Genomic DNA, 18651 nt, shown 5'->3' on the forward strand with positions numbered 1-18651 from the left:
GATTTAAGGAAAATTCATGTTTATTCGAACCACGCTGATCTCGCTACCGCTGCTGCTTGCATGGGGGGCTAATGTTCACGCTGACCAGGCTCAAAATTTGTCAAAAGCCCGTGAGGCGTTGACCAAACAGGATAGCGATGCTGACACCGAAAAAGCACTGGAAGAAGTGTTTGAGGCGGCAGAGAAAAATTATTCTCTGCTGAAACGGGGGGGCGTGGCACTGAATTATAACTTCGATTACAGCTACTATGGTGATCAGCGTATTGATCTGGTTATTGAACCCAATCTGGATTCGGAGGGGCAGCCGACAGGGTCGTCGTCGATCCGCAATGCGGATGTATCACCAGTAGCAAGTCATACTTTTACCAACGCCTTTACCTTTGATTATGGTTTGTTCAATAACCTGACGCTGAGTGCCCGTCTGCCTCTGGTTGCCAAGTTTGAAACCGAAGATGAACTGACCGCTTATGCGCTGGGTGATATCAGTGGCTCGGTACGCTGGCAGCCTTATGAATACGTTCCGGGACAGATGAGTCAGACTGTATTCGGCTCGCTGAAACTGAAAACCGGCGATAGCCCCTATGAGATTGATCTGGATAGAAACTTATCCAGTGGTTCGGGGACTTATAGTCTGAGTGGTGGTTTGAGCGTATCCAAGGTGCTCGATCCGGTTGTGCTGTTCGGATCGGGTAGCTACGGTTATAACATGCCGGAAAAAGGTCTGAATCAGGTACGTGGCAGCTCTATTCTGCAAGAGGTTCATCCGGGTAACAGCCTGTCATTCTCTATGGGTTTTGCGTACTCGCTTTCTTATGACGTGTCACTGAGTGCTTCTTTTCAGGGCTCATTTAACGATCGTACGCGCTTCCAGATATATACGCCGAGTACCGGAGAAACTCAGAGCTCTATTTCTGGCAGTCAGATGAGCGGCATTATGAACTTTGCGCTGGGTGTTCGTGTTTCACCTAAAACCATTGCCAATATCAACGTTGGTTTTGGTATGACGGAATTATCTCCCGACATTATCCTTGGATTATCGTTACCGATCGACATTGAGGGTGTGAAACCTTCGTCCGGTAGCTAATAGGCTATGGCTTCTATAACGATAAAAATAACAGGGTTTCGGCGAAGCATTATGCGCATTCTTTTCCTATTCATTTTTCTGGTGCCAGGGTTGGCCAGTGCACAGTTGGCTCAAAACCTGTTTCTGGATACCAAAGCTATGTCGCTGGGTAATGCTGTTACAGCAGACCCGGTCGGGATTATGGATATTCATTTTAATCCGGCGGGTCTTACCAAGCTTGAAGGCCGGCAGATCCAGATTCAGTTGATGAATATTTTGCTCTCATCTGAGGCAACGTTCACCTTACCTGACGAAGCCAGAGGGGATGACTATGATCCGGGGCTGCTGGATATTCGCAAGGATCCGATCCTGGGCAGTGATGGTCGTGCTGAAAGTCATGCGACGGCGGCGGCCTATATTCCAGGCATTGGCCTTATGCCAATGACATTGCCAGTACTGACACTGCCGACCGGCGGTGTGTCCATTCAGCCGCCCGGTTCAAAGTTTACCTTTGCCAATGCGGTGTATGCACCAATGGCTGCAGGCTTTGCCAAAGACGATAACGACCCGGGTCGTTATCAGGCCAAACAGGTTGCTTTGCAGCGTTTTACCTATTTGTCACCTTCTTTTGGCTATAAGGTAACCGATGAGTTTTCGGTCGGTGCCAGTTTCCTTTTTTCTCACCAGGCTGTTGCGGTTGTTCAGGATATTCGTGCGCCAAGTGTTCTGATTGGTGTATTGGAGCAATTACAGACAGCCTTTGGTTGTTTTGATAGTGACGGTAATCCAACAGGTAATGATCCTCTGGCGCCACTGATCACACTCTGTGGTGGTAAGGTTGGACCTTATGAAGATGTCGGTACACTGAAAATTATCACGGAAGAAAGTCTCTCTCCATCATTCAACCTTGGCTTTTTATGGGAGCCGGCTGATTGGGTTGCCTTTGGTGTTGGCTATCAGAGTGAAGCTGTATCGCGTCTGAAAGGTACTTATGATCTTGAGTACACTGACGAGTTTGCTAATTTCTTCCGCACTTTCCGTTCATCCATTATTGGTGCGATTGGCGGCGCCATCTTCTCGTTACCAACCGGTGTGAAAAAAGAGAGTGGTCAGGTTTCTACTGAGTTGACGTATCCGCAGCACTTTCAGACTGGTGTTAAATTACGTTTCCTGGATAAATACCAGTTAAACATGGATGCCGGCTGGACTGATTACGATAAGTGGGATGCGCTTAAATTTGATTTTGATCGTCAGGTGAGCTTTCTCAGTACGGCTAAAACCCTGGCGCCGACATTGGTTAGCGATACTTCTTTACGCCAGCCGCTGAACTATAAGAGCGTCTGGAGTTTTGGTTTCGGTATGCAGTACGACCTGAATTCTCGTATCAAGCTGCGCTTGGGTTATGAGCCGCGTAAAAGCTCAATTCCGGATGACGCGCGCAGCATTCAGGCGCCGCTGGGTTTTGCCAAGCTGTACAGTGTAGGCATGGGCTATCAGTGGGATCTGGATACGGTAGTGGATTTGTCACTGAGTTTCATGCAGTCTAAAGAAACCATTCTCGCTGACCCTCAGGATGCTGAGTCTACCGGCGAATACCCTAATTCAAGTGATGCCATTAACCGTAACTGTCTGACATGTACCGTAACCAACCCTTATCCGGGTCTGGATGTAGACACCAAGCTGACCATCGGTGCAGCAGGTATCAGCTTCCGTACCAAATTCTGATTCTGCTCTGCTTGGCTCTGGCATTTCCTGCCGGGGCTGAGCAGGAGTATTTCACCTGGGTGGATGAGCAGGGGCGCATCCATAACAGCATTAAACCTCCTTCTGAAAAACCTGAAAATATTCCGCAGGCAAGTAATGCGCAGGAAAGTGATTTTTTGACGGAAGAAGAATTTCAGGAAAAACTGGCAAAAGATAACGCCGATAATCCTCCTTTTTATACCTGGATTGATGCGCAGGGGCGTCTGCAAAGTCAGGAAATTCCTCAGGTTAATATCGAGGTTGAGGAGCTTACTCAGTTGCAGGCGGCGGATCATTCACTGCTGCCGCCACTGCGTGTAGCCGCTGAGATAAGGGATGCCGGTTGCTGTGCACGATATACTCATCTGTTTAAAGAAACGATTCCGGAATATGATTCGGTTGTTTTTTCACAGCCACAAATGTCGGTTCCTTTCAAAACCCGCTCAGGCGATAAGCCTGCATGGTATTTTCGCCTGACAGGCAGTAATGGTGCCGCACGCCGCGCGCTGAATCTGTATTTGCGTGGAACCGATGAGCCAGAGAAGGGAGCTGCTACGGTTGCGCTTATCGCATTGAATAAGCAGCTCCAGCCGTTGTATTTTATTCCGCAGCTGATTACTCAAAGTTATCTGTCTACCTGGCGTTCTGAGGCTTACCGGGAAAGTCTGGTCAGTATTCTTGATGCTGAAGTTTCCGCATTCATTATTTATTTTCCTGAATCCGTGCCAGCTTCCGCTTCGCTGCAGGTAGAATGGATGCATGGAAAAACATCAGATTAATTGCCGTACTGCAGGCTGCGAGCAACATGCGCTTCTGCTTCAGTATCCGTCTTTACGCGAAGCTTCTGCGCCGCGCCGTTTATTGCTGCTTCACGGCGCCGGTGTGCCGGGCGAAGTGACCTGGACCTATGTCGCGAATTACCTCCACGAATGGGATGAGATTCTAATACCGGACTTTGCCGGTATGGGGCGTTCCCGGTTTCTCGTGGATACCCCGCCGCGTCTGAGTGATTATGTGCTTCAGATTCGCGAGTTGTGTGAGGCGCTCGACTGGACGGAATTTGATATCGCCGGCTATTCCTTTGGCGGCATGGTTGCCGTGCGTTATCTGCAGCAGTATGGTTCGCGGGGCTTATGTTTTTTGCTGGAGCCGGCGATGCTGTTTTCGGCTGACTGCGGCAAAATACGGCAGAAAGCGGATGATTATCTGACCGTTGCCGACCGGGTTGAACAGAATCCGCAGGATGCGGAGGCCTATTTCACTTTTCTGGATTCGGTATCTCCGCAACGTACGCGAAATGACAAAGTTGACCGGCTGACGATTGCGCGCTTACAGGAAAATGCTCAGGGCTTTGCCCAGGCATTGCGTGCGGTCAGTCAGATGTTGCTGGACGACTGCGCAACTTACGCGGGCTGGATCGCACCCTGGCCGGGCATCAGTTTTGTCGGTGGATTGAGCCATGCGACCATGCTTGGCCGTCATCGTTTGCTGGCAGAGCAAAGTGCCGACTGGCAATACCATGTGGTGGATAATTCTGATCACAGCCTGGTGTTTACCAAGCCGCGCACCATTGCCAAAGTGATGAATGAGCGTCGCCAGCGGGGCTGACGACGCATATTTTGCTTAGCTCTGCAGGCGACGCTGCAGGCCGGTCTCTGCCATGATGCGGGTCGAAATTTCCTCGATTGAACGGTCGGTGGTGCTCAGAAACGGAATCTGCTCGCGCTGATACAGCATCTCAACTTCATCAATTTCGTGATAGCACTGCTTAAGTGACGCGTAACGGCTGTTGGCGCGGCGTTCATTGCGGATGGCGGCCAGTCGGTCCGGGTCGATGGTCAGGCCAAACAGTTTGTGGCGGTGTTGTTCCAGGCTGTTGGGCAATTTCAGGTCGGCCATATCTTCTTCGGTCAGCGGATAGTTTGCCGCTTTAATGCCAAACTGCATCGCCAGATACAGGCAGGTTGGCGTTTTACCTGAGCGTGATACGCCCACCAGAATAATGTCGGCTTCGGCATATTGGCGGGTGCGGGCGCCGTCGTCGTTATCCAGGGCAAAGTTTACCGCATCGATGCGCGCCAGATAGCTGGTGCTGGTTGTGGGTGAGTGGGATTTACCCACACTGTAGGAGGATTCAACCTGCAGTTCCGCTTCCAGTGGCGCGAGGAAGGCGGCAAAAATATCGATCTTCAGGGCGTTGGCTGAGTCGATAATAGTGCGTATTTTTTTATCGACAATGGTGTCGAACACAATGGCCGGAGCGCCGCTGTTTTCCGCTGCCAGGTTAATTTTGGCTACGGCTTTCTCAGCCTTCTCGATTGAATCGATATACGGCAGGGTGATGCGTTCAAATTCAATGGCTTCAAACTGAGCCAACAGACTGTTGCCCAGCGTTTCGGCGGTAATGCCGGTGCCGTCGGAGATAAAATAGGCGGTTCGCTTCATGTGGAAATTTGTTCCCTCTGCCCTTAGTATTACGCAGCCGTTCGCCGCAGCAGGCGATTTTAGGTGATTATGTCCTGTGTGGCGAGACAGAACACAGGCGTTGGACATTACAGGAGAAAGACGTTGACAGATTACGTACTCTGGTTTGATCAGGTATCCATGGGCGATGTCGAGCGGGTAGGTGGTAAAAATGCCTCGCTCGGTGAAATGATCAGCAACCTGACCAGCGCCGGAGTTTCCGTGCCCAACGGCTTCGCCACCACCGCCGACGCCTACCGCGAATTCTTAAGTTACGAAGGTCTCGACAGCCGCATTCAGCAGGCGCTGGATGATCTGAACGTCGATGATATCCGTGCCCTGACCGAAACCGGCGCCAAAATCCGTAACTGGATTCTGGACGCACCACTGCCACCGCAGCTGGAAGCCGATGTCCGTACCGCTTTCGCCAAACTGCAGGAAGGCAATGAGGCAATGGCGGTTGCCGTACGTTCTTCCGCAACCGCAGAAGATTTACCCGATGCATCCTTTGCCGGTCAGCAGGAAACCCACCTGAATATCGTCGGTATTGATAACGTCCTGCATGCCATCCGTGATGTGTTCGCCTCTTTATTCAATGACCGCGCAATTGCCTACCGTGATCATCAGGGCTTCGACCACCATAAGGTGGCACTGTCGGCCGGCATTCAGCGCATGGTGCGCTCTGAAACAGCCTCCAGCGGTGTGATGTTTACCCTGGATACTGAATCCGGCTTCGATCAGGTAGTGTTTGTCACCTCGTCCTATGGCCTGGGCGAAACCGTGGTGCAGGGTGCAGTTAATCCGGATGAATTCTACGTTCACAAGAACAACCTGGCGGCCGGACGCCCGGCAATTCTGCGCCGTAACCTCGGCGCTAAAGCCATTAAGATGGTGTACAACAAAGAAGCCGCCGTTGGTAAGTCGGTAGAAACCCAGCGTGTTGACCGTGAGCTGCGCCAGGTCTTTTCGGTAACCGACGCCGAGGTCGAAAATCTTGCCCGTCAGGCAATGATTATTGAAAAGCACTACGGCCGTCCGATGGATATCGAATGGGCCAAAGATGGCGATGACCAGCAGCTCTACATCGTTCAGGCCCGTCCTGAAACCGTGAAGAGCCGCGCCAGCAAAAACGTGATGGAGCGTTACCTGCTGAAAGAAACCGGCAACGTGCTGGTTGAAGGCCGTTCCATTGGCCACCGCATCGGTAAAGGTAAAGTACGCGTCATTAAAAGCATCGATCAGATGGATCAGGTGCAGGAAGGTGATGTACTGGTTGCCGATATGACCGACCCGGACTGGGAACCGGTAATGAAACGCTCGGCGGCTATCGTAACCAACCGTGGTGGCCGCACCTGTCACGCCGCGATCATTGCGCGCGAACTGGGTATTCCGGCGGTGGTTGGCTGCGAAGATGCCACCTCCAAGCTGCAGGATGGCCAGGATGTTACCGTTTCCTGTGCGGAAGGCGACACCGGCTTTGTTTACGAAGGTGCTCTGGATTTTGATATCCGCACCAACAGCGTCGATCAGATGCCGGATTTGCCATTCAAAATCATGATGAACGTCGGCAACCCGGATCGTGCCTTCGACTTCCAGGGCCTGCCGAATGCCGGTGTGGGTCTGGCGCGTCTCGAATTTATTATTAACCGTATGATCGGTGTACACCCGAAGGCCTTGCTGAATTTCGACAATCTGCCGGAAGAAGTGAAGCCTACCGTTGAGCGCCGCATTTCCGGTTATGCCGGCCCGGTGGATTTCTACGTTGAAAAACTGGTGGAAGGTATTTCAACGCTGGCGGCGGCATTCTGGCCTAAGCGCGTGATCGTGCGTCTGTCTGACTTCAAATCCAACGAATACGCCAACCTGATTGGCGGCCGCCTGTACGAGCCAGAAGAAGAAAACCCGATGCTGGGCTTCCGTGGTGCGTCACGCTACATCTCGAAAAACTTCCGTGACTGTTTCGAGCTTGAGTGCCGGGCGATGAAAAAAGTCCGTAACGAAATGGGCTTCACCAATGTCGAGATCATGGTGCCCTTCGTGCGCACCGTAGGCGAAGCCGAGCAGGTTGTTAACCTGCTGGAAGAAAACGGCCTGAAGCGCGGTGAAAATGATCTGAAGCTGATCATGATGTGCGAGCTGCCAGCCAACGCTATTCTGGCCGAGCAGTTCCTTGAGTTCTTTGATGGTTTCTCTGTCGGCTCCAACGACCTGACTCAGTTAACCCTGGGTCTGGACCGTGACTCCGGCATCATTGCGCACCTGTTCGATGAGCGTAACGAAGCCATTCTGGCACTGCTGGAAAATGCCATTAACGCCTGTAAGAAAGCCGGTAAATACATCGGTATCTGTGGTCAGGGGCCATCGGATCATCCGGACTTTGCCAAGTGGCTGATGGAGCATGGCATCGACAGCGTGTCACTGAACCCGGATTCCGTGCTGGATACCTGGTTCTTCCTGGCGGACAAAAATTCCTGAATGAAAAGCAGCAGTGAATTATTTCCGGTGAGCCTGCTCAGAGCGGATGTTCTGGGCGATCTCACCGAAGACGTTTATCTGGTAAAACACAACCGCGATCCGGACCGCAGCGTCCAGATCGCGGTTTCGCATCTTGGCCTGCGCTCCCGTGGCGGACACAGTGGCCAGCCACTGATTCTGCTGCATGGCAGCTTTACCAATCGCGGCTTCTGGCTGTCCGATAAGGGGGAAGGGCTGGCGCGCTATCTGCTCGAACAGGGGTTTGATGTCTGGCTGATGGAGCAGCGTGGCCATGGCCTGTCACCGCGCAACCACGATTATGTGCGCAATACGCTGGAGCGTTATGTGCTCAGCGATATTCCGGCGGTGAACGATTTTGTGCACGAACAGAGCGGGCAGAAGCCGGTCTGGATCGGTCATTCGCTGGGCGGTGTGATTATTTCCAGCAGCGTGGCTGCCGGTCGCCTGCATGCGGATAACAGTCGCGCCATGGTGCTGCTGGGCACTCAGGTGGTGCGCCGGCCCTGGTACCTGTGGCTGCCACTCACCAGTCTGGTGCTGCGCGTGCTGGTAAAAAGCAAGGCTGAGCTGGATGGTCGTAAGCTGGGCATCGGTCCGGAAAATGAGCCGGCCGGTCTGGTGAATGAATATCTGGCGCGTCACAGCCTGTTTGGCCGCTGGCAGATCCGCAGTGAAAAGCTCAGGCTGCTGCCAGCCTGGAAGCAGGGGGCTGATCTGCCGTTGCTGGCGGTTGCCGCCGCGGCAGATAAATCCGACCCGGCGAAAGCCTGTCTGCGCTTTGCGTCCCTGTATGGCGGGACGCAGAAAGACAATCTGTTGCTGGGCAAAGCTGAAGGTTTCAGTCGCGATTATGGCCATGTCGATATGGTGGTCAGCAAAGAGGCGGCGACGGAAGTCTGGCCGCGTATTCAGCGCTGGCTGAGTCAGCTTGGTCAACAGGCTGGCGCCTGAGATGGGCACGCGGCGCCTGTTGCTGGCTGGCGGTACCGGGCTGATTGGCCGTGCCTTGCTGGACAATCTGTTGCTGACGGATTGGGTCGGGCACATATTGCTGCCTGTGCGTCAGTCACAACAATGGTGTGCTGCATATCCGCAACTGGCGGCAGATAAACGCATTCAGGTGCTGACTTACGACGAACTGTTTGCCAGCCAGCAGCCCGTTGATCTGATGTTCTGCGCGCTGGGTACGACCCAGACCAAGGCAGGTAAGGCCGGATTGCGTCAGGTGGATTATCAGCTGGTTGTCGATTGTGCGTCCTGGGCTAAACAGCAGGGCGCTGAACTGGTGTCGGTGGTTAGTGCGCTGGGCGCCAACCGCCGTTCGCCATTTTTCTATAACCGCGTCAAAGGCGATATGGAGCAGGCGCTGGAGCAGATGAATCTGCCCCGGCTGCAGATCTGGCAGCCATCACTGTTGCTGGGCGAGCGCGACGATTTTCGTCTGGCTGAACACCTGAGTGGCTGGATATTACGCCTGCCGCTGCTTGGTAATGTGCAGGCGCTGGCGGGTGAGCGTATTGCCCGCGCTATGATTGCGGCGGCTGCTTCAGCCTCTGAACTTGGCTCTGAGTCTGAACCTGAATCTGGCTCCGAATCATCCGTTATGCGCTATCGCGTGCGTGACATTAAACGTCTGGCCTGAGCCTGAATAGGCTTAGGCAGACAACAGAATTTTATTATCCTCCATCACAAGTAAGGACAAAGAAATGACTCAGTACGTAACTCCGGATCTGTGCGATGCCTACCCTGAGCTGATTCAGGTGGTTGAGCCAATGTTCAACAACTACGGTGGCAACGAGTCTTTTGGTGGCGAAATCGTTACCGTTAAGTGCTTTGAAGATAACTCCAAAGTAAAAGAGCTGGTTGATACCGACGGCAAAGGCAAAGTGATGGTTGTGGACGGCGGCGCCTCCATGCGTCACGCGCTGCTGGGCGATATGCTGGCTGAAAAAGCGGCGAAAAACGGTTGGGAAGGCATCATCGTTTACGGTTGCATCCGTGACGTCGACGTTATCATGCAGACCGATCTGGGCGTTCAGGCGCTGGCGACTCACCCACTGAAAACCGACAAGCGCGGCCTGGGTGATGTGAACGTTACCGTTAAATTCGGTGGTGTTGAATTTGTACCGGGTCACTTCGTGTACGCCGACAACAACGGCATCATCGTGTCTCCTCAGGCGCTGAGCATGCCGGAGTAAGACGCTGAACATGCCGGAATAAGGCGGCCTCACGCGCATCTGAGAGCGAACAAAAAAGCCGGCATTGCGCCGGCTTTTTTGTGTCTGGGATTTGCTGTGGTCAGCTACCAGGCGCGTGAACTGCCAATCAGGTGCGCTACGCGCAGAGAGCTTTCAACGGCACCGTCGAGCAACGGAATGCCATCGCACAGATAAGAGCCGGTCAGCAGAATACGCTGGCTGGCGTCCTGGCGGCGCAGCTCGCGTACCGCCTGACGGCTCTGCAGGGTAACCAGTGGCCGGCTGAAAGTAACATCGGCGAGCACACTTGACGGATTGGCCGCACGCAGCGGGTTCCACACCTGCAGAATGGCCGGGCCGTTGCGCAGATGACCAATGGCTTTGGCCAGATCGACGGTGGCTTCCGGGCGGTTTTCGTCACCCGGTAAGAAATAACTGACCGGCGCCAGCGGCATCAGGCTGGCGGGCAGCAGTGAAGTATCGGTGTGCAGCTGCATGCGTGATTCAACCACCGGGATCTGCTGCAGTTGCTGGCAGCGTGGCTGGGCGCTGGGCAGCTTGCTGAGGATCTGGCTGGCGTGATGCGGCTGGGTGGCAATAACCACGCGGTCAAACACAGCGGTTTGTGCGCCGCTGCAGACGCGCACGCCGTGATTGTCTTCTTCTATATGGTCAATGGCCGTTGCGGTACGCAGGCTGACGTTGCTTTCCAGCAGGTGTGCGACCACCTCATCAACTCCGCCACTGGCGCGCATCAGGCCGTCTTTCATTACACCGCAGGTCAGGTAGTTGATCAGAATGTCCGCCGGGTAGGCCAGTACGTCGTCGTAGTCACAGGTGCACACGGTCGCCAGTGCCGGCAGCAATATCTGGCGGCAGTAATCGTTGTCGAGGCTGTGCTGCTGCAGAAAACTACCGAAGCTCTGCTGATCCGTATCCGGACTGTGTTTATGTTGCTGCAGCGTGTTGAACAGGTTGAGGTGCTGGGCGAGCAATGGGCCGTTCAGCAACTTGGGGAAGCTCAGGCTGCGCTTGCCCAGCTGCAGGTTGCCGTAATGAAAAAACAGGCGGTTATCGGCATCGGCATAAGCGGCGGCATGGTCGGTGGTTTCAGTACGCACGCCGGCATCGCGGTACAGGCGCAGCAGGCTGGGATAGTACGCCGGAGTGAAAACCCGCAGAGGAATATCAATGGATGTGCTTTTGTCAGCCCAGGGAATGTCTACGCTGTAGATGCCCATACCCGGCTTCGCGGCGCGTTCATAGAGCGTGACGTCGTGGTTGCGACTCAGCAGCCAGGCGGCGCTCAGGCCGGCAATGCCGGAGCCAATAATGGCGATACGCTGGCGATTAATGGGAGTGGATGGAGCGGCGGGTTGGGCAGGCATGAAGGCACTTTCCTGTGAAATCTGCGCCGAGGTTAGCGCAAAGCCTGGGCAGATCCCAGAGTTTGCGCTGTCAACTTTGCTGTTTTATTGGCTGCCCTCGATGATTGTATACAATCTTAGTCTTAATTCGCTTGAAATATGATTTTATCGGCGTAACCTAGCCAAACTTAAAGAGTATTGTAGACAAAGCTGATGAATGATAACCAAACGCTGGCCGACAAAGTGTTCGCGGAACTGACTACCGCCATTGTGCGTGGTGAGTTGCGTCCGGGCACCAAATTGTCGGAGCAGACCCTGGTTGAGCGTTATGGTGGCAGTCGCGCGCCGATGCGCGAAGCCATTCAGAAGCTTGAAGCCCGTCATCTGGTGGTGCGTATTCCCCATGCCGGTGCCCGCGTGGTATCGCTGAGTCTGGCTGAGCTGCGGGATATCTACGAAGTGCGTCTTGAGCTGGAAAGCATGGCCTGCCGTCTGGCAGCACTGCGCATGAGCGATGACGAGATTCAGGAGCTGTACGGCCTGCTGCAGGAGCATGAAGCCTCCATTGCGGCTGAGCAGGGGCAGGCCTATTACCAGAAAGCCGGTGATCTCGATTTTCATTACCGCATCATCAAAGGCAGTCAGAATCACCGTTTACATCAGATGCTGTGCGGCGAGCTGTACCACATCGTGCGTATGTACCGCTACCAGACCAGTACCAGCGCCAAGCGCCCGCTGCAGGCACTGCAGGAACACCAACGAATTGTTGAAGCTATCTCGGCGCGTGATGCCGAGCTGGCTGAATTACTGATGCGACGTCATATCCAGGCATCGCTGACCAATCTGGAAAATCGATTAGCTGAAGAGGAGGGTCACTCATGACTCCAGGTCAGAAATTCCGTAAAGCACTGGCGGATAACAAACCGCTGCAAATTGTCGGCACCATTAACGCTTACGCGGCGATGATGGCGGAGCGTATTGGTCATCAGGCCATTTATCTGTCGGGTGGCGGTGTGGCAAACGCCTCTTACGGTCTGCCGGATCTGGGTATGACCTCGCTCAATGACGTGGTGGAAGACGTGCGTCGCATCACCTCCGCCAGCAGTCTGCCATTACTGGTGGATATCGACACCGGCTGGGGCGGTGCGTTTAACATTGCCCGTACCATCCAGCAGATGGAAAAAGCCGGCGCCGCAGCCGTGCATATTGAAGATCAGGTGATGCAGAAGCGCTGTGGTCACCGTCCGAACAAAGAAATCGTCTCTCAGGCAGAAATGGTTGACCGTATCAAAGCCTGTGTCGATGCCCGTAACGACGACAGCTTCTTTATCATGGCCCGTACCGATGCGTTCGCGCAGGAAGGTCTGGATGCTGCCATCGAGCGCGCTCAGGCCTGTGTAGCCGCTGGTGCCGACGGTATTTTCGCCGAAGCAATCAAAACCGAAGATGACTACCGTAAATTCTCTGCAGCATTGGATGTACCACTGCTGGCAAATATCACCGAATTTGGCCAGACCGAACTGTGGAACCGTGAACAGCTGGGTGAGTGGGGCGCGGCCATGGTGCTGTACCCGCTGAGCGCTTTCCGTGCGATGAACAAAGCCGCAGAAACCGTGTATAAAAGCATCCTGGCAGAGGGTGACCAGCGCAAGGTGGTCGACATCATGCAGACTCGTATGGAGCTGTACGATTACCTGAACTACCACGATTTTGAGCAGAAGCTGGATGCGCTGTTTGCGGAAGGCAAAAACAAATAAGTGTTTGGCCGTTAGCGCAAACCGATAATTTTAAAATTTTCACTAAGAAAAAGAGCGTGGCGAGGTTGCCGGAATGGCCAGCAAGGCCTCCGGTAACATGGCCGGCTCTGACAGGAGAATGTAATGGCAGCAGCAAAACAACTCAGTGGTGCCGGCCTGCGTGGTCAGGTTGCCGGTAAAACCGCACTGTCGACCGTGGGTAAATCCGGTTCTGGTCTGACTTACCGTGGCTATGACGTAAAAGATCTGGCCGCACAGTGTGAATTTGAAGAAGTGGCGTACCTGATTCTGAAAGGCAAGCTGCCGAATCAGGCTGAGCTGGACGCCTACAAAGCCAAGCTGAAATCCATGCGCGCTCTGCCGCAGGCATTAAAAGAAGTACTGGAACGTATTCCGGCTTCAGCGCACCCGATGGACGTGATGCGTACCGGTTGCTCCATGCTGGGCAATCTCGAAACCGAAGAAAGCTTTGATCAGCAGCAGGATGCCACCGACCGTATGCTGGCGCTGTTCCCGGGCATGATCAACTACTGGTACAACTTCAGCCATAACAATGGCAAACGTATCGAGGTTGAAACCGCTGCAGATTCTATCGCTGAGCAGTTCCTGTGGACTCTGCATGGCGAAAAGCCTTCTGAACTGCACACTCAGGTGATGCACGCGTCATTAACGCTGTATGCCGAGCACGAATTTAACGCTTCTACCTTTACCGCCCGTGTGTGTGCTTCCACCCTGAGTGATATGCACTCCTGTGTAACCGGTGCCATTGGTTCCCTGCGTGGCCCGCTGCACGGCGGCGCCAACGAAGCAGCGATGGAGCTGATTGAAGGTATGAACGATCCGGAAGATGCTGAGCAAAAACTGCTGGGTATGCTGGAACGCAAAGAAAAAATCATGGGCTTTGGCCACGCGATTTACTCTGAATCTGATCCGCGTAATGCCGTGATTAAAGAATGGTCTGAAAAGCTGGCCAAGGCGAACGGTGATACCTCGCTGTACGATATTTCCGTACGTTGTGAAGCCGTTATGTGGCGCGAGAAGAAACTGTTCTGTAATGCCGATTTCTTCCACGCCTCGGCGTACAACTACATGGGCATTCCAACCAAGCTGTTCACCCCGATTTTCGTATGCTCCCGCCTGACCGGCTGGGCAGCGCACGTGATGGAGCAGCGCGCCGACAACCGCATTATCCGCCCAAGCGCGGAATATACCGGTGAAGAGTTCCGCCCGGTACCGGCGATTGCCCAGCGTTAAGAATCCAGGGCCTGTCGACACTAAGTGAATCAGGCCTGCTGAGAACCAGTTTTTCTCAGAACGAGGAGAGAGGAGTGATATTAGCGGGCTAAATGAATGACGAACGACGACGTTAATGGGGAAAACTGGCCTCAGCCCGAAGGGTTATGGCTAAAAATCCCTCATCCTGCGTTGCTGTTCGTTCGCTTAACCCGTTAGGCCACACTCTCAGCGCCTTGCCTGAGAAATTTTTAACCAATAACAGGCCTGTTTAATTAGTGTCGACAGGCCCTGGTATGAACTGCCTGCGGGCAGTTCGGCTTTTTTGAGAGAACACCCCATGAACACCGAATTCCGTAAACCACTGGCCGGCACCGCACTGGAGTACTTTGATACCCGTGCCGCGGTCGATGCTATTAAACCTGGCAGCTATGACGGCCTGCCATATACCTCCCGTATTCTGGCCGAACAGCTGGTGCGCCGCTGTGAGCCTGAACTGCTGACCGATGCCCTGACGCAGCTGATCGAGCGTAAGCGTGATCTGGATTTTCCGTGGTATCCGGCGCGTGTGGTATGTCACGACATTCTCGGTCAGACCGCTCTGGTCGATCTGGCTGGTCTGCGTGATGCCATCGCTGAAAAGGGCGGTGATCCGTCCAAAGTCAATCCGGTGGTGCAGACTCAGCTGATCGTTGACCACTCGCTGGCGGTTGAATGCGGCGGTTTTGATCCGGATGCCTTCGCCAAAAACCGCGAGATCGAAGAGCGCCGTAACGAAGACCGTTTCCACTTTATTAACTGGACCAAGACCGCATTCGACAACGTGGATGTGATTCCGGCAGGTAACGGCATCATGCACCAGATCAACCTGGAGAAAATGTCGCCGGTGGTTCAGGCGCGCAATGGTGTAGCCTATCCGGATACCTGTGTCGGCACCGACTCCCACACCCCGCACGTCGATGCGCTGGGTGTTATTTCTGTTGGTGTGGGTGGTCTGGAAGCCGAAACCGTGATGCTTGGCCTGCCATCCATGATGCGTCTGCCGGATATTGTTGGTGTTGAGCTGAAGGGCAAACGCCAGCCTGGCATTACCGCCACCGATATCGTGCTGGCATTGACCGAGTTCCTGCGTAAAGAGCGCGTGGTGGGTGCTTATGTGGAATTCTTCGGTGAAGGTGCGTCCAGTCTGACCATCGGTGACCGGGCAACCATTTCCAATATGACACCGGAGTACGGTGCGACCGCAGCGATGTTCTACATCGATGAGCAAACCATCGACTACCTGAAACTGACCGGCCGTGAGCCTGAGCAGGTGGCCTTAGTAGAACAGTACGCTAAAGAAACCGGTCTGTGGGCCGATGCGCTGAAAACCGCGCAATACGAACGTGTACTGAGCTTCGACCTGTCGGCTGTCGGCCGTAATATGGCAGGCCCGTCTAACCCGCATGCCCGTGTATCAACGGCTGACCTGGCCGCCAAAGGTATTGCCGGTAATCTGGATGCGGCCAAAGCACAGGAAGCCGAAGGTCTGATGCCGGATGGTGCGGTCATCATCGCCGCCATTACTTCCTGTACCAATACTTCTAACCCGCGCAACGTGGTCGCCGCCGGTCTGCTGGCGAAAAAAGCCAACGAGCTGGGCCTGATCCGCAAGCCATGGGTGAAATCATCCTTCGCGCCGGGCTCCAAAGTGGCCGAGCTGTACCTGAAAGACTCCGGCCTGCTGCCGGAACTGGAAAAACTGGGCTTTGGTATTGTGGCTTTCGCCTGTACTACCTGTAACGGTATGTCCGGTGCGCTGGACCCTGTGATTCAGCAGGAAATCATCGATCGTGATCTGTATGCCACGGCGGTACTGTCCGGTAACCGCAACTTCGATGGCCGTATTCACCCGTACGCCAAGCAGGCGTTCCTGGCATCGCCACCACTGGTCGTGGCCTACGCCATCGCCGGTACTATTCGTTTTGATATTGAAAAGGATGTGCTTGCGGTCGTTGATGGTAAAGAAATCCGCCTGAAGGATATCTGGCCATCGGATGAAGAAATCGACGCCATCGTTAAAGAAAGCGTGAAGCCGGAGCAGTTCCGTCAGATCTACATTCCGATGTTTGATCTGGGTGCCAAAGAGAAGGCCATCAGCCCTCTGTACGACTGGCGTCCGATGAGCACCTATATCCGCCGTCCACCTTACTGGGAAGGCGCTCTGGCCGGTGAGCGTACACTGAAAGGCATGCGCCCTCTGGCTGTGCTGCCGGACAACATCACCACCGACCACCTGTCGCCATCCAACGCCATCATGATGGACAGTGCGGCGGGTGAATATCTGCACAAAATGGGTCTGCCGGAAGAGGACTTTAACTCTTACGCAACTCACCGTGGTGACCACCTGACGGCACAGCGTGCAACCTTCGCTAACCCGAAACTGCTGAACGAAATGGTGCTGGATGAAAACGGCAACGTGAAGCAGGGTTCTCTGGCGCGCGTAGAGCCGGAAGGTAAGGTGATGCGTATGTGGGAAGCGATTGAAACCTACATGAACCGCAAGCAGCCGCTGATCATCGTCGCCGGTGCCGACTACGGTCAGGGTTCTTCCCGTGACTGGGCTGCCAAAGGCGTGCGTCTGGCGGGTGTTGAGGCAATTGCTGCCGAAGGCTTCGAGCGTATTCACCGCACCAACCTGATCGGCATGGGCGTACTGCCGCTGGAATTCAAAGCCGGCACCACGCGCAAGACTCTGGGCCTGGATGGTACTGAGACCTACGACGTGAAAGGCGATCTGAGCCCGCGTTGCGATCTGACACTGGTGATTACCCGTAAAGATGGTGAAGTAGTTGAAGTACCGATGACCTGTCGTCTGGACACCGCCGCGGAAGTGGATGTGTACAGTGCCGGCGGGGTGTTGCAGAAGTTCGCTCAGGACTTCCTGCAGGGCGAATAACGAAGCAGACTGCCTCGTTAACGCTTCCGAAACGCCGCAAAATATAGTTTTGCGGCGTTTTAAAAAATCCAAAGTAGGGTGGGCACTGCCCACCTTTCTTTTAAGGGCATCGACGTTTTCAGTAACGTCCTGAAAGAGAAATGACTATGTCCAAACAAATTAAAATTCCGGCCACCTATATGCGTGGCGGCACCTCTAAGGGTGTATTTTTCAGCCTGACCGATTTACCTGAAGCGGCTCAGGTACCGGGAGACGTGCGCGATAACATTCTGTTGCGTGTTATTGGCAGTCCAGACCCGTACGGTCAGCAGATCGATGGCATGGGCGGTGCCACGTCCAGCACCTCAAAGACCGTTATTCTGGCGAAAAGCGAACAGCCGGATCACGACGTGGATTATTTATTCGGCCAGGTGTCGATTAATAAGCCTTTTGTGGACTGGTCAGGTAACTGCGGTAATTTAACCGCTGCCGTTGGGGCATTTGCCATTGCCAAAGGTCTGGTCGCGGCCGATCGTATTCCGCACAACGGCATTTGTACTGTGCGTATCTGGCAAAAAAATATTCAGAAAACCATTATCGCCCATGTACCGATCACCGATGGTGAGGTGCAGGAAACCGGCGATTTTGAGCTCGACGGCGTAACCTTTCCGGCAGCGGAAGTGGTGATTGAATTTATGGACCCGGCGGATGGCGAAGGTTCTATGTTCCCGACCGGTAACGTAGTCGATGATCTCGAAGTTCCGGGCATTGGTACGTTCAAAGCCACCATGATTAATTCCGGTATTCCGACCATTTTTGTCAATGCGGCGGATATTGGTTACAAAGGCACCGAGCTGCAGAAAGACATTAATTCCGATGCCGAAGCGCTGGCGAAATTTGAAACCATGCGTGCTTACGGCGCGGTAAAAATGGGTTTAATTGCCGACATTTCCGAAGCGGTTGCGCGCCAACACACGCCGAAAATTGCTTTCGTGGCACCTGCAACGGATTACGAAGCATCCAGTGGCAAACAGATTTCTGCAGCCGATATCGATGTCTGCGTACGTGCGTTATCCATGGGGAAATTACACCATGCGATGATGGGTACGGCGTCGGTGGCCATCGCAACGGCGGCGGCGGTACCTGGTACGCTGGTGAATCTGGCGGCCGGCGGTACCGAACGTGACTCCGTAACCTTTGGTCATCCGTCCGGTACATTACGCGTGGGTGCAGCGGCGGCGTTGGTTGATGGCGAATGGACGGCGACCAAAGCTGTAATGAGCCGCAGTGCGCGGATAATTATGGAAGGTAATGTGCATATTCCTGCCGACAACATCCATCTCTGAAGCAACATTCCTTATAGGGGTACTCCGGCCGGAGTACTCCATACTCATTAATGGCCCGTATGGCAAAG

General features: G+C 54.1%; 15 protein-coding genes. 13 read left to right on the top strand and 2 right to left on the bottom strand.

Annotation, left to right across the window (positions count from 1 at the left end; translation table 11 throughout):
- Positions 1–16: 16 nt before the first annotated feature.
- Genes LGT44_RS19645 through LGT44_RS19660 form a run of 4 tightly spaced genes read left to right on the top strand, consistent with a single transcriptional unit; the run spans position 17 to position 4414 of the window.
- Positions 17–1084, top strand: a complete 1068-nt coding sequence (locus LGT44_RS19645) for a transporter (protein WP_230332079.1) — start codon at positions 17–19, stop codon at positions 1082–1084.
- A 51-nt stretch (positions 1085–1135) separates the two neighbouring features.
- Positions 1136–2788 carry an OmpP1/FadL family transporter gene (locus LGT44_RS19650; protein ID WP_230332080.1) on the top strand — a complete coding sequence of 551 codons (1653 nt, stop codon included), beginning with the start codon at positions 1136–1138 and terminating at the stop codon, positions 2786–2788.
- A complete protein-coding gene (locus tag LGT44_RS19655) occupies positions 2698–3585 on the top strand; it encodes a DUF4124 domain-containing protein (RefSeq protein ID WP_230332081.1) in 888 nt (295 codons plus the stop codon). The genes LGT44_RS19650 and LGT44_RS19655 overlap by 91 nt, the downstream gene beginning before the upstream one ends.
- Positions 3566–4414, top strand: a complete 849-nt coding sequence (locus LGT44_RS19660) for an alpha/beta fold hydrolase (protein ID WP_230332082.1) — start codon at positions 3566–3568, stop codon at positions 4412–4414. Before LGT44_RS19655 ends, LGT44_RS19660 begins: the two co-directional genes overlap by 20 nt.
- Before the next feature lie 15 nt (positions 4415–4429).
- Here LGT44_RS19660 and ppsR read toward each other — a convergent pair whose 3' ends face one another.
- On the bottom strand, positions 4430–5251 hold the full coding sequence (ppsR, locus tag LGT44_RS19665) for a posphoenolpyruvate synthetase regulatory kinase/phosphorylase PpsR (RefSeq protein WP_145468797.1): 822 nt from the start codon (positions 5249–5251) through the stop codon (positions 4430–4432).
- A gap of 123 nt (positions 5252–5374) precedes the next feature.
- Here ppsR and ppsA point away from each other — a divergent pair, with 123 nt between their 5' ends.
- From ppsA to rraA, 4 genes are all read left to right on the top strand, one after another.
- Entirely contained in the window at positions 5375–7744 is a 2370-nt protein-coding gene (gene ppsA, locus LGT44_RS19670; RefSeq protein WP_230332083.1) for a phosphoenolpyruvate synthase, read from the top strand.
- Positions 7745–8716 (top strand): alpha/beta fold hydrolase, encoded by a 972-nt coding sequence (locus LGT44_RS19675; RefSeq protein ID WP_230332084.1) that lies wholly within the window; start codon positions 7745–7747, stop codon positions 8714–8716.
- Between the two features lies 1 nt (position 8717).
- Complete coding sequence (locus tag LGT44_RS19680) at positions 8718–9407, top strand: Rossmann-fold NAD(P)-binding domain-containing protein (RefSeq protein WP_230332085.1); 690 nt, start codon at positions 8718–8720, stop codon at positions 9405–9407.
- Positions 9408–9471: 64 nt separating this feature from the next.
- A complete protein-coding gene (gene rraA, locus LGT44_RS19685; protein WP_145468793.1) occupies positions 9472–9963 on the top strand; it encodes a ribonuclease E activity regulator RraA in 492 nt (163 codons plus the stop codon).
- 104 nt (positions 9964–10067) lie between these two features.
- Here rraA and LGT44_RS19690 read toward each other — a convergent pair whose 3' ends face one another.
- On the bottom strand, positions 10068–11351 hold the full coding sequence (locus LGT44_RS19690) for an FAD-dependent oxidoreductase (RefSeq protein WP_230332086.1): 1284 nt from the start codon (positions 11349–11351) through the stop codon (positions 10068–10070).
- 192 nt (positions 11352–11543) lie between these two features.
- Here LGT44_RS19690 and LGT44_RS19695 point away from each other — a divergent pair, with 192 nt between their 5' ends.
- From LGT44_RS19695 to prpF, 5 genes are all read left to right on the top strand, one after another.
- Positions 11544–12212, top strand: coding sequence for a GntR family transcriptional regulator (locus LGT44_RS19695; protein WP_145468791.1), 669 nt, complete (start codon positions 11544–11546; stop codon positions 12210–12212).
- The gene (gene prpB, locus LGT44_RS19700; RefSeq protein ID WP_145468790.1) at positions 12209–13087 is read left to right on the top strand and encodes a methylisocitrate lyase; all 879 of its coding nucleotides are present in this window, start codon (positions 12209–12211) and stop codon (positions 13085–13087) included. The genes LGT44_RS19695 and prpB overlap by 4 nt, the downstream gene beginning before the upstream one ends.
- 123 nt (positions 13088–13210) lie before the next feature.
- The gene (gene prpC, locus LGT44_RS19705; protein WP_230332087.1) at positions 13211–14341 is read left to right on the top strand and encodes a bifunctional 2-methylcitrate synthase/citrate synthase; all 1131 of its coding nucleotides are present in this window, start codon (positions 13211–13213) and stop codon (positions 14339–14341) included.
- A 319-nt stretch (positions 14342–14660) separates the two neighbouring features.
- The gene (gene acnD / locus LGT44_RS19710) at positions 14661–17258 is read left to right on the top strand and encodes a Fe/S-dependent 2-methylisocitrate dehydratase AcnD (RefSeq protein ID WP_225692751.1); all 2598 of its coding nucleotides are present in this window, start codon (positions 14661–14663) and stop codon (positions 17256–17258) included.
- A gap of 140 nt (positions 17259–17398) precedes the next feature.
- The gene (gene prpF / locus LGT44_RS19715) at positions 17399–18583 is read left to right on the top strand and encodes a 2-methylaconitate cis-trans isomerase PrpF (RefSeq protein ID WP_230333684.1); all 1185 of its coding nucleotides are present in this window, start codon (positions 17399–17401) and stop codon (positions 18581–18583) included.
- Positions 18584–18651: the final 68 nt, after the last annotated feature.

It is taken from the genome of Thalassolituus alkanivorans (assembly GCF_020447205.1).
Lineage (GTDB): Bacteria > Pseudomonadota > Gammaproteobacteria > Pseudomonadales > Oceanobacteraceae > Venatoribacter > Venatoribacter alkanivorans.

What these genes read in the sequence shown, in the direction of transcription:
- prpB (WP_145468790.1), top strand. Translation starts at nt 12,209, where the DNA reads ATGACTCCAGGTCAGAAATTCCGTAAAGCACTGGCGGATAACAAACCG.
- LGT44_RS19645 (WP_230332079.1), top strand. Translation starts at nt 17, where the DNA reads ATGTTTATTCGAACCACGCTGATCTCGCTACCGCTGCTGCTTGCATGG.
- acnD (WP_225692751.1), top strand. Translation starts at nt 14,661, where the DNA reads ATGAACACCGAATTCCGTAAACCACTGGCCGGCACCGCACTGGAGTAC.
- rraA (WP_145468793.1), top strand. Translation starts at nt 9,472, where the DNA reads ATGACTCAGTACGTAACTCCGGATCTGTGCGATGCCTACCCTGAGCTG.
- prpC (WP_230332087.1), top strand. Translation starts at nt 13,211, where the DNA reads ATGGCAGCAGCAAAACAACTCAGTGGTGCCGGCCTGCGTGGTCAGGTT.
- LGT44_RS19695 (WP_145468791.1), top strand. Translation starts at nt 11,544, where the DNA reads ATGAATGATAACCAAACGCTGGCCGACAAAGTGTTCGCGGAACTGACT.
- LGT44_RS19675 (WP_230332084.1), top strand. Translation starts at nt 7,745, where the DNA reads ATGAAAAGCAGCAGTGAATTATTTCCGGTGAGCCTGCTCAGAGCGGAT.
- ppsR (WP_145468797.1), bottom strand. Translation starts at nt 5,251, where the DNA reads ATGAAGCGAACCGCCTATTTTATCTCCGACGGCACCGGCATTACCGCC.
- LGT44_RS19690 (WP_230332086.1), bottom strand. Translation starts at nt 11,351, where the DNA reads ATGCCTGCCCAACCCGCCGCTCCATCCACTCCCATTAATCGCCAGCGT.
- LGT44_RS19650 (WP_230332080.1), top strand. Translation starts at nt 1,136, where the DNA reads ATGCGCATTCTTTTCCTATTCATTTTTCTGGTGCCAGGGTTGGCCAGT.
- LGT44_RS19680 (WP_230332085.1), top strand. Translation starts at nt 8,718, where the DNA reads ATGGGCACGCGGCGCCTGTTGCTGGCTGGCGGTACCGGGCTGATTGGC.
- prpF (WP_230333684.1), top strand. Translation starts at nt 17,399, where the DNA reads ATGACTATGTCCAAACAAATTAAAATTCCGGCCACCTATATGCGTGGC.
- LGT44_RS19655 (WP_230332081.1), top strand. Translation starts at nt 2,698, where the DNA reads ATGTACCGTAACCAACCCTTATCCGGGTCTGGATGTAGACACCAAGCT.
- LGT44_RS19660 (WP_230332082.1), top strand. Translation starts at nt 3,566, where the DNA reads ATGGAAAAACATCAGATTAATTGCCGTACTGCAGGCTGCGAGCAACAT.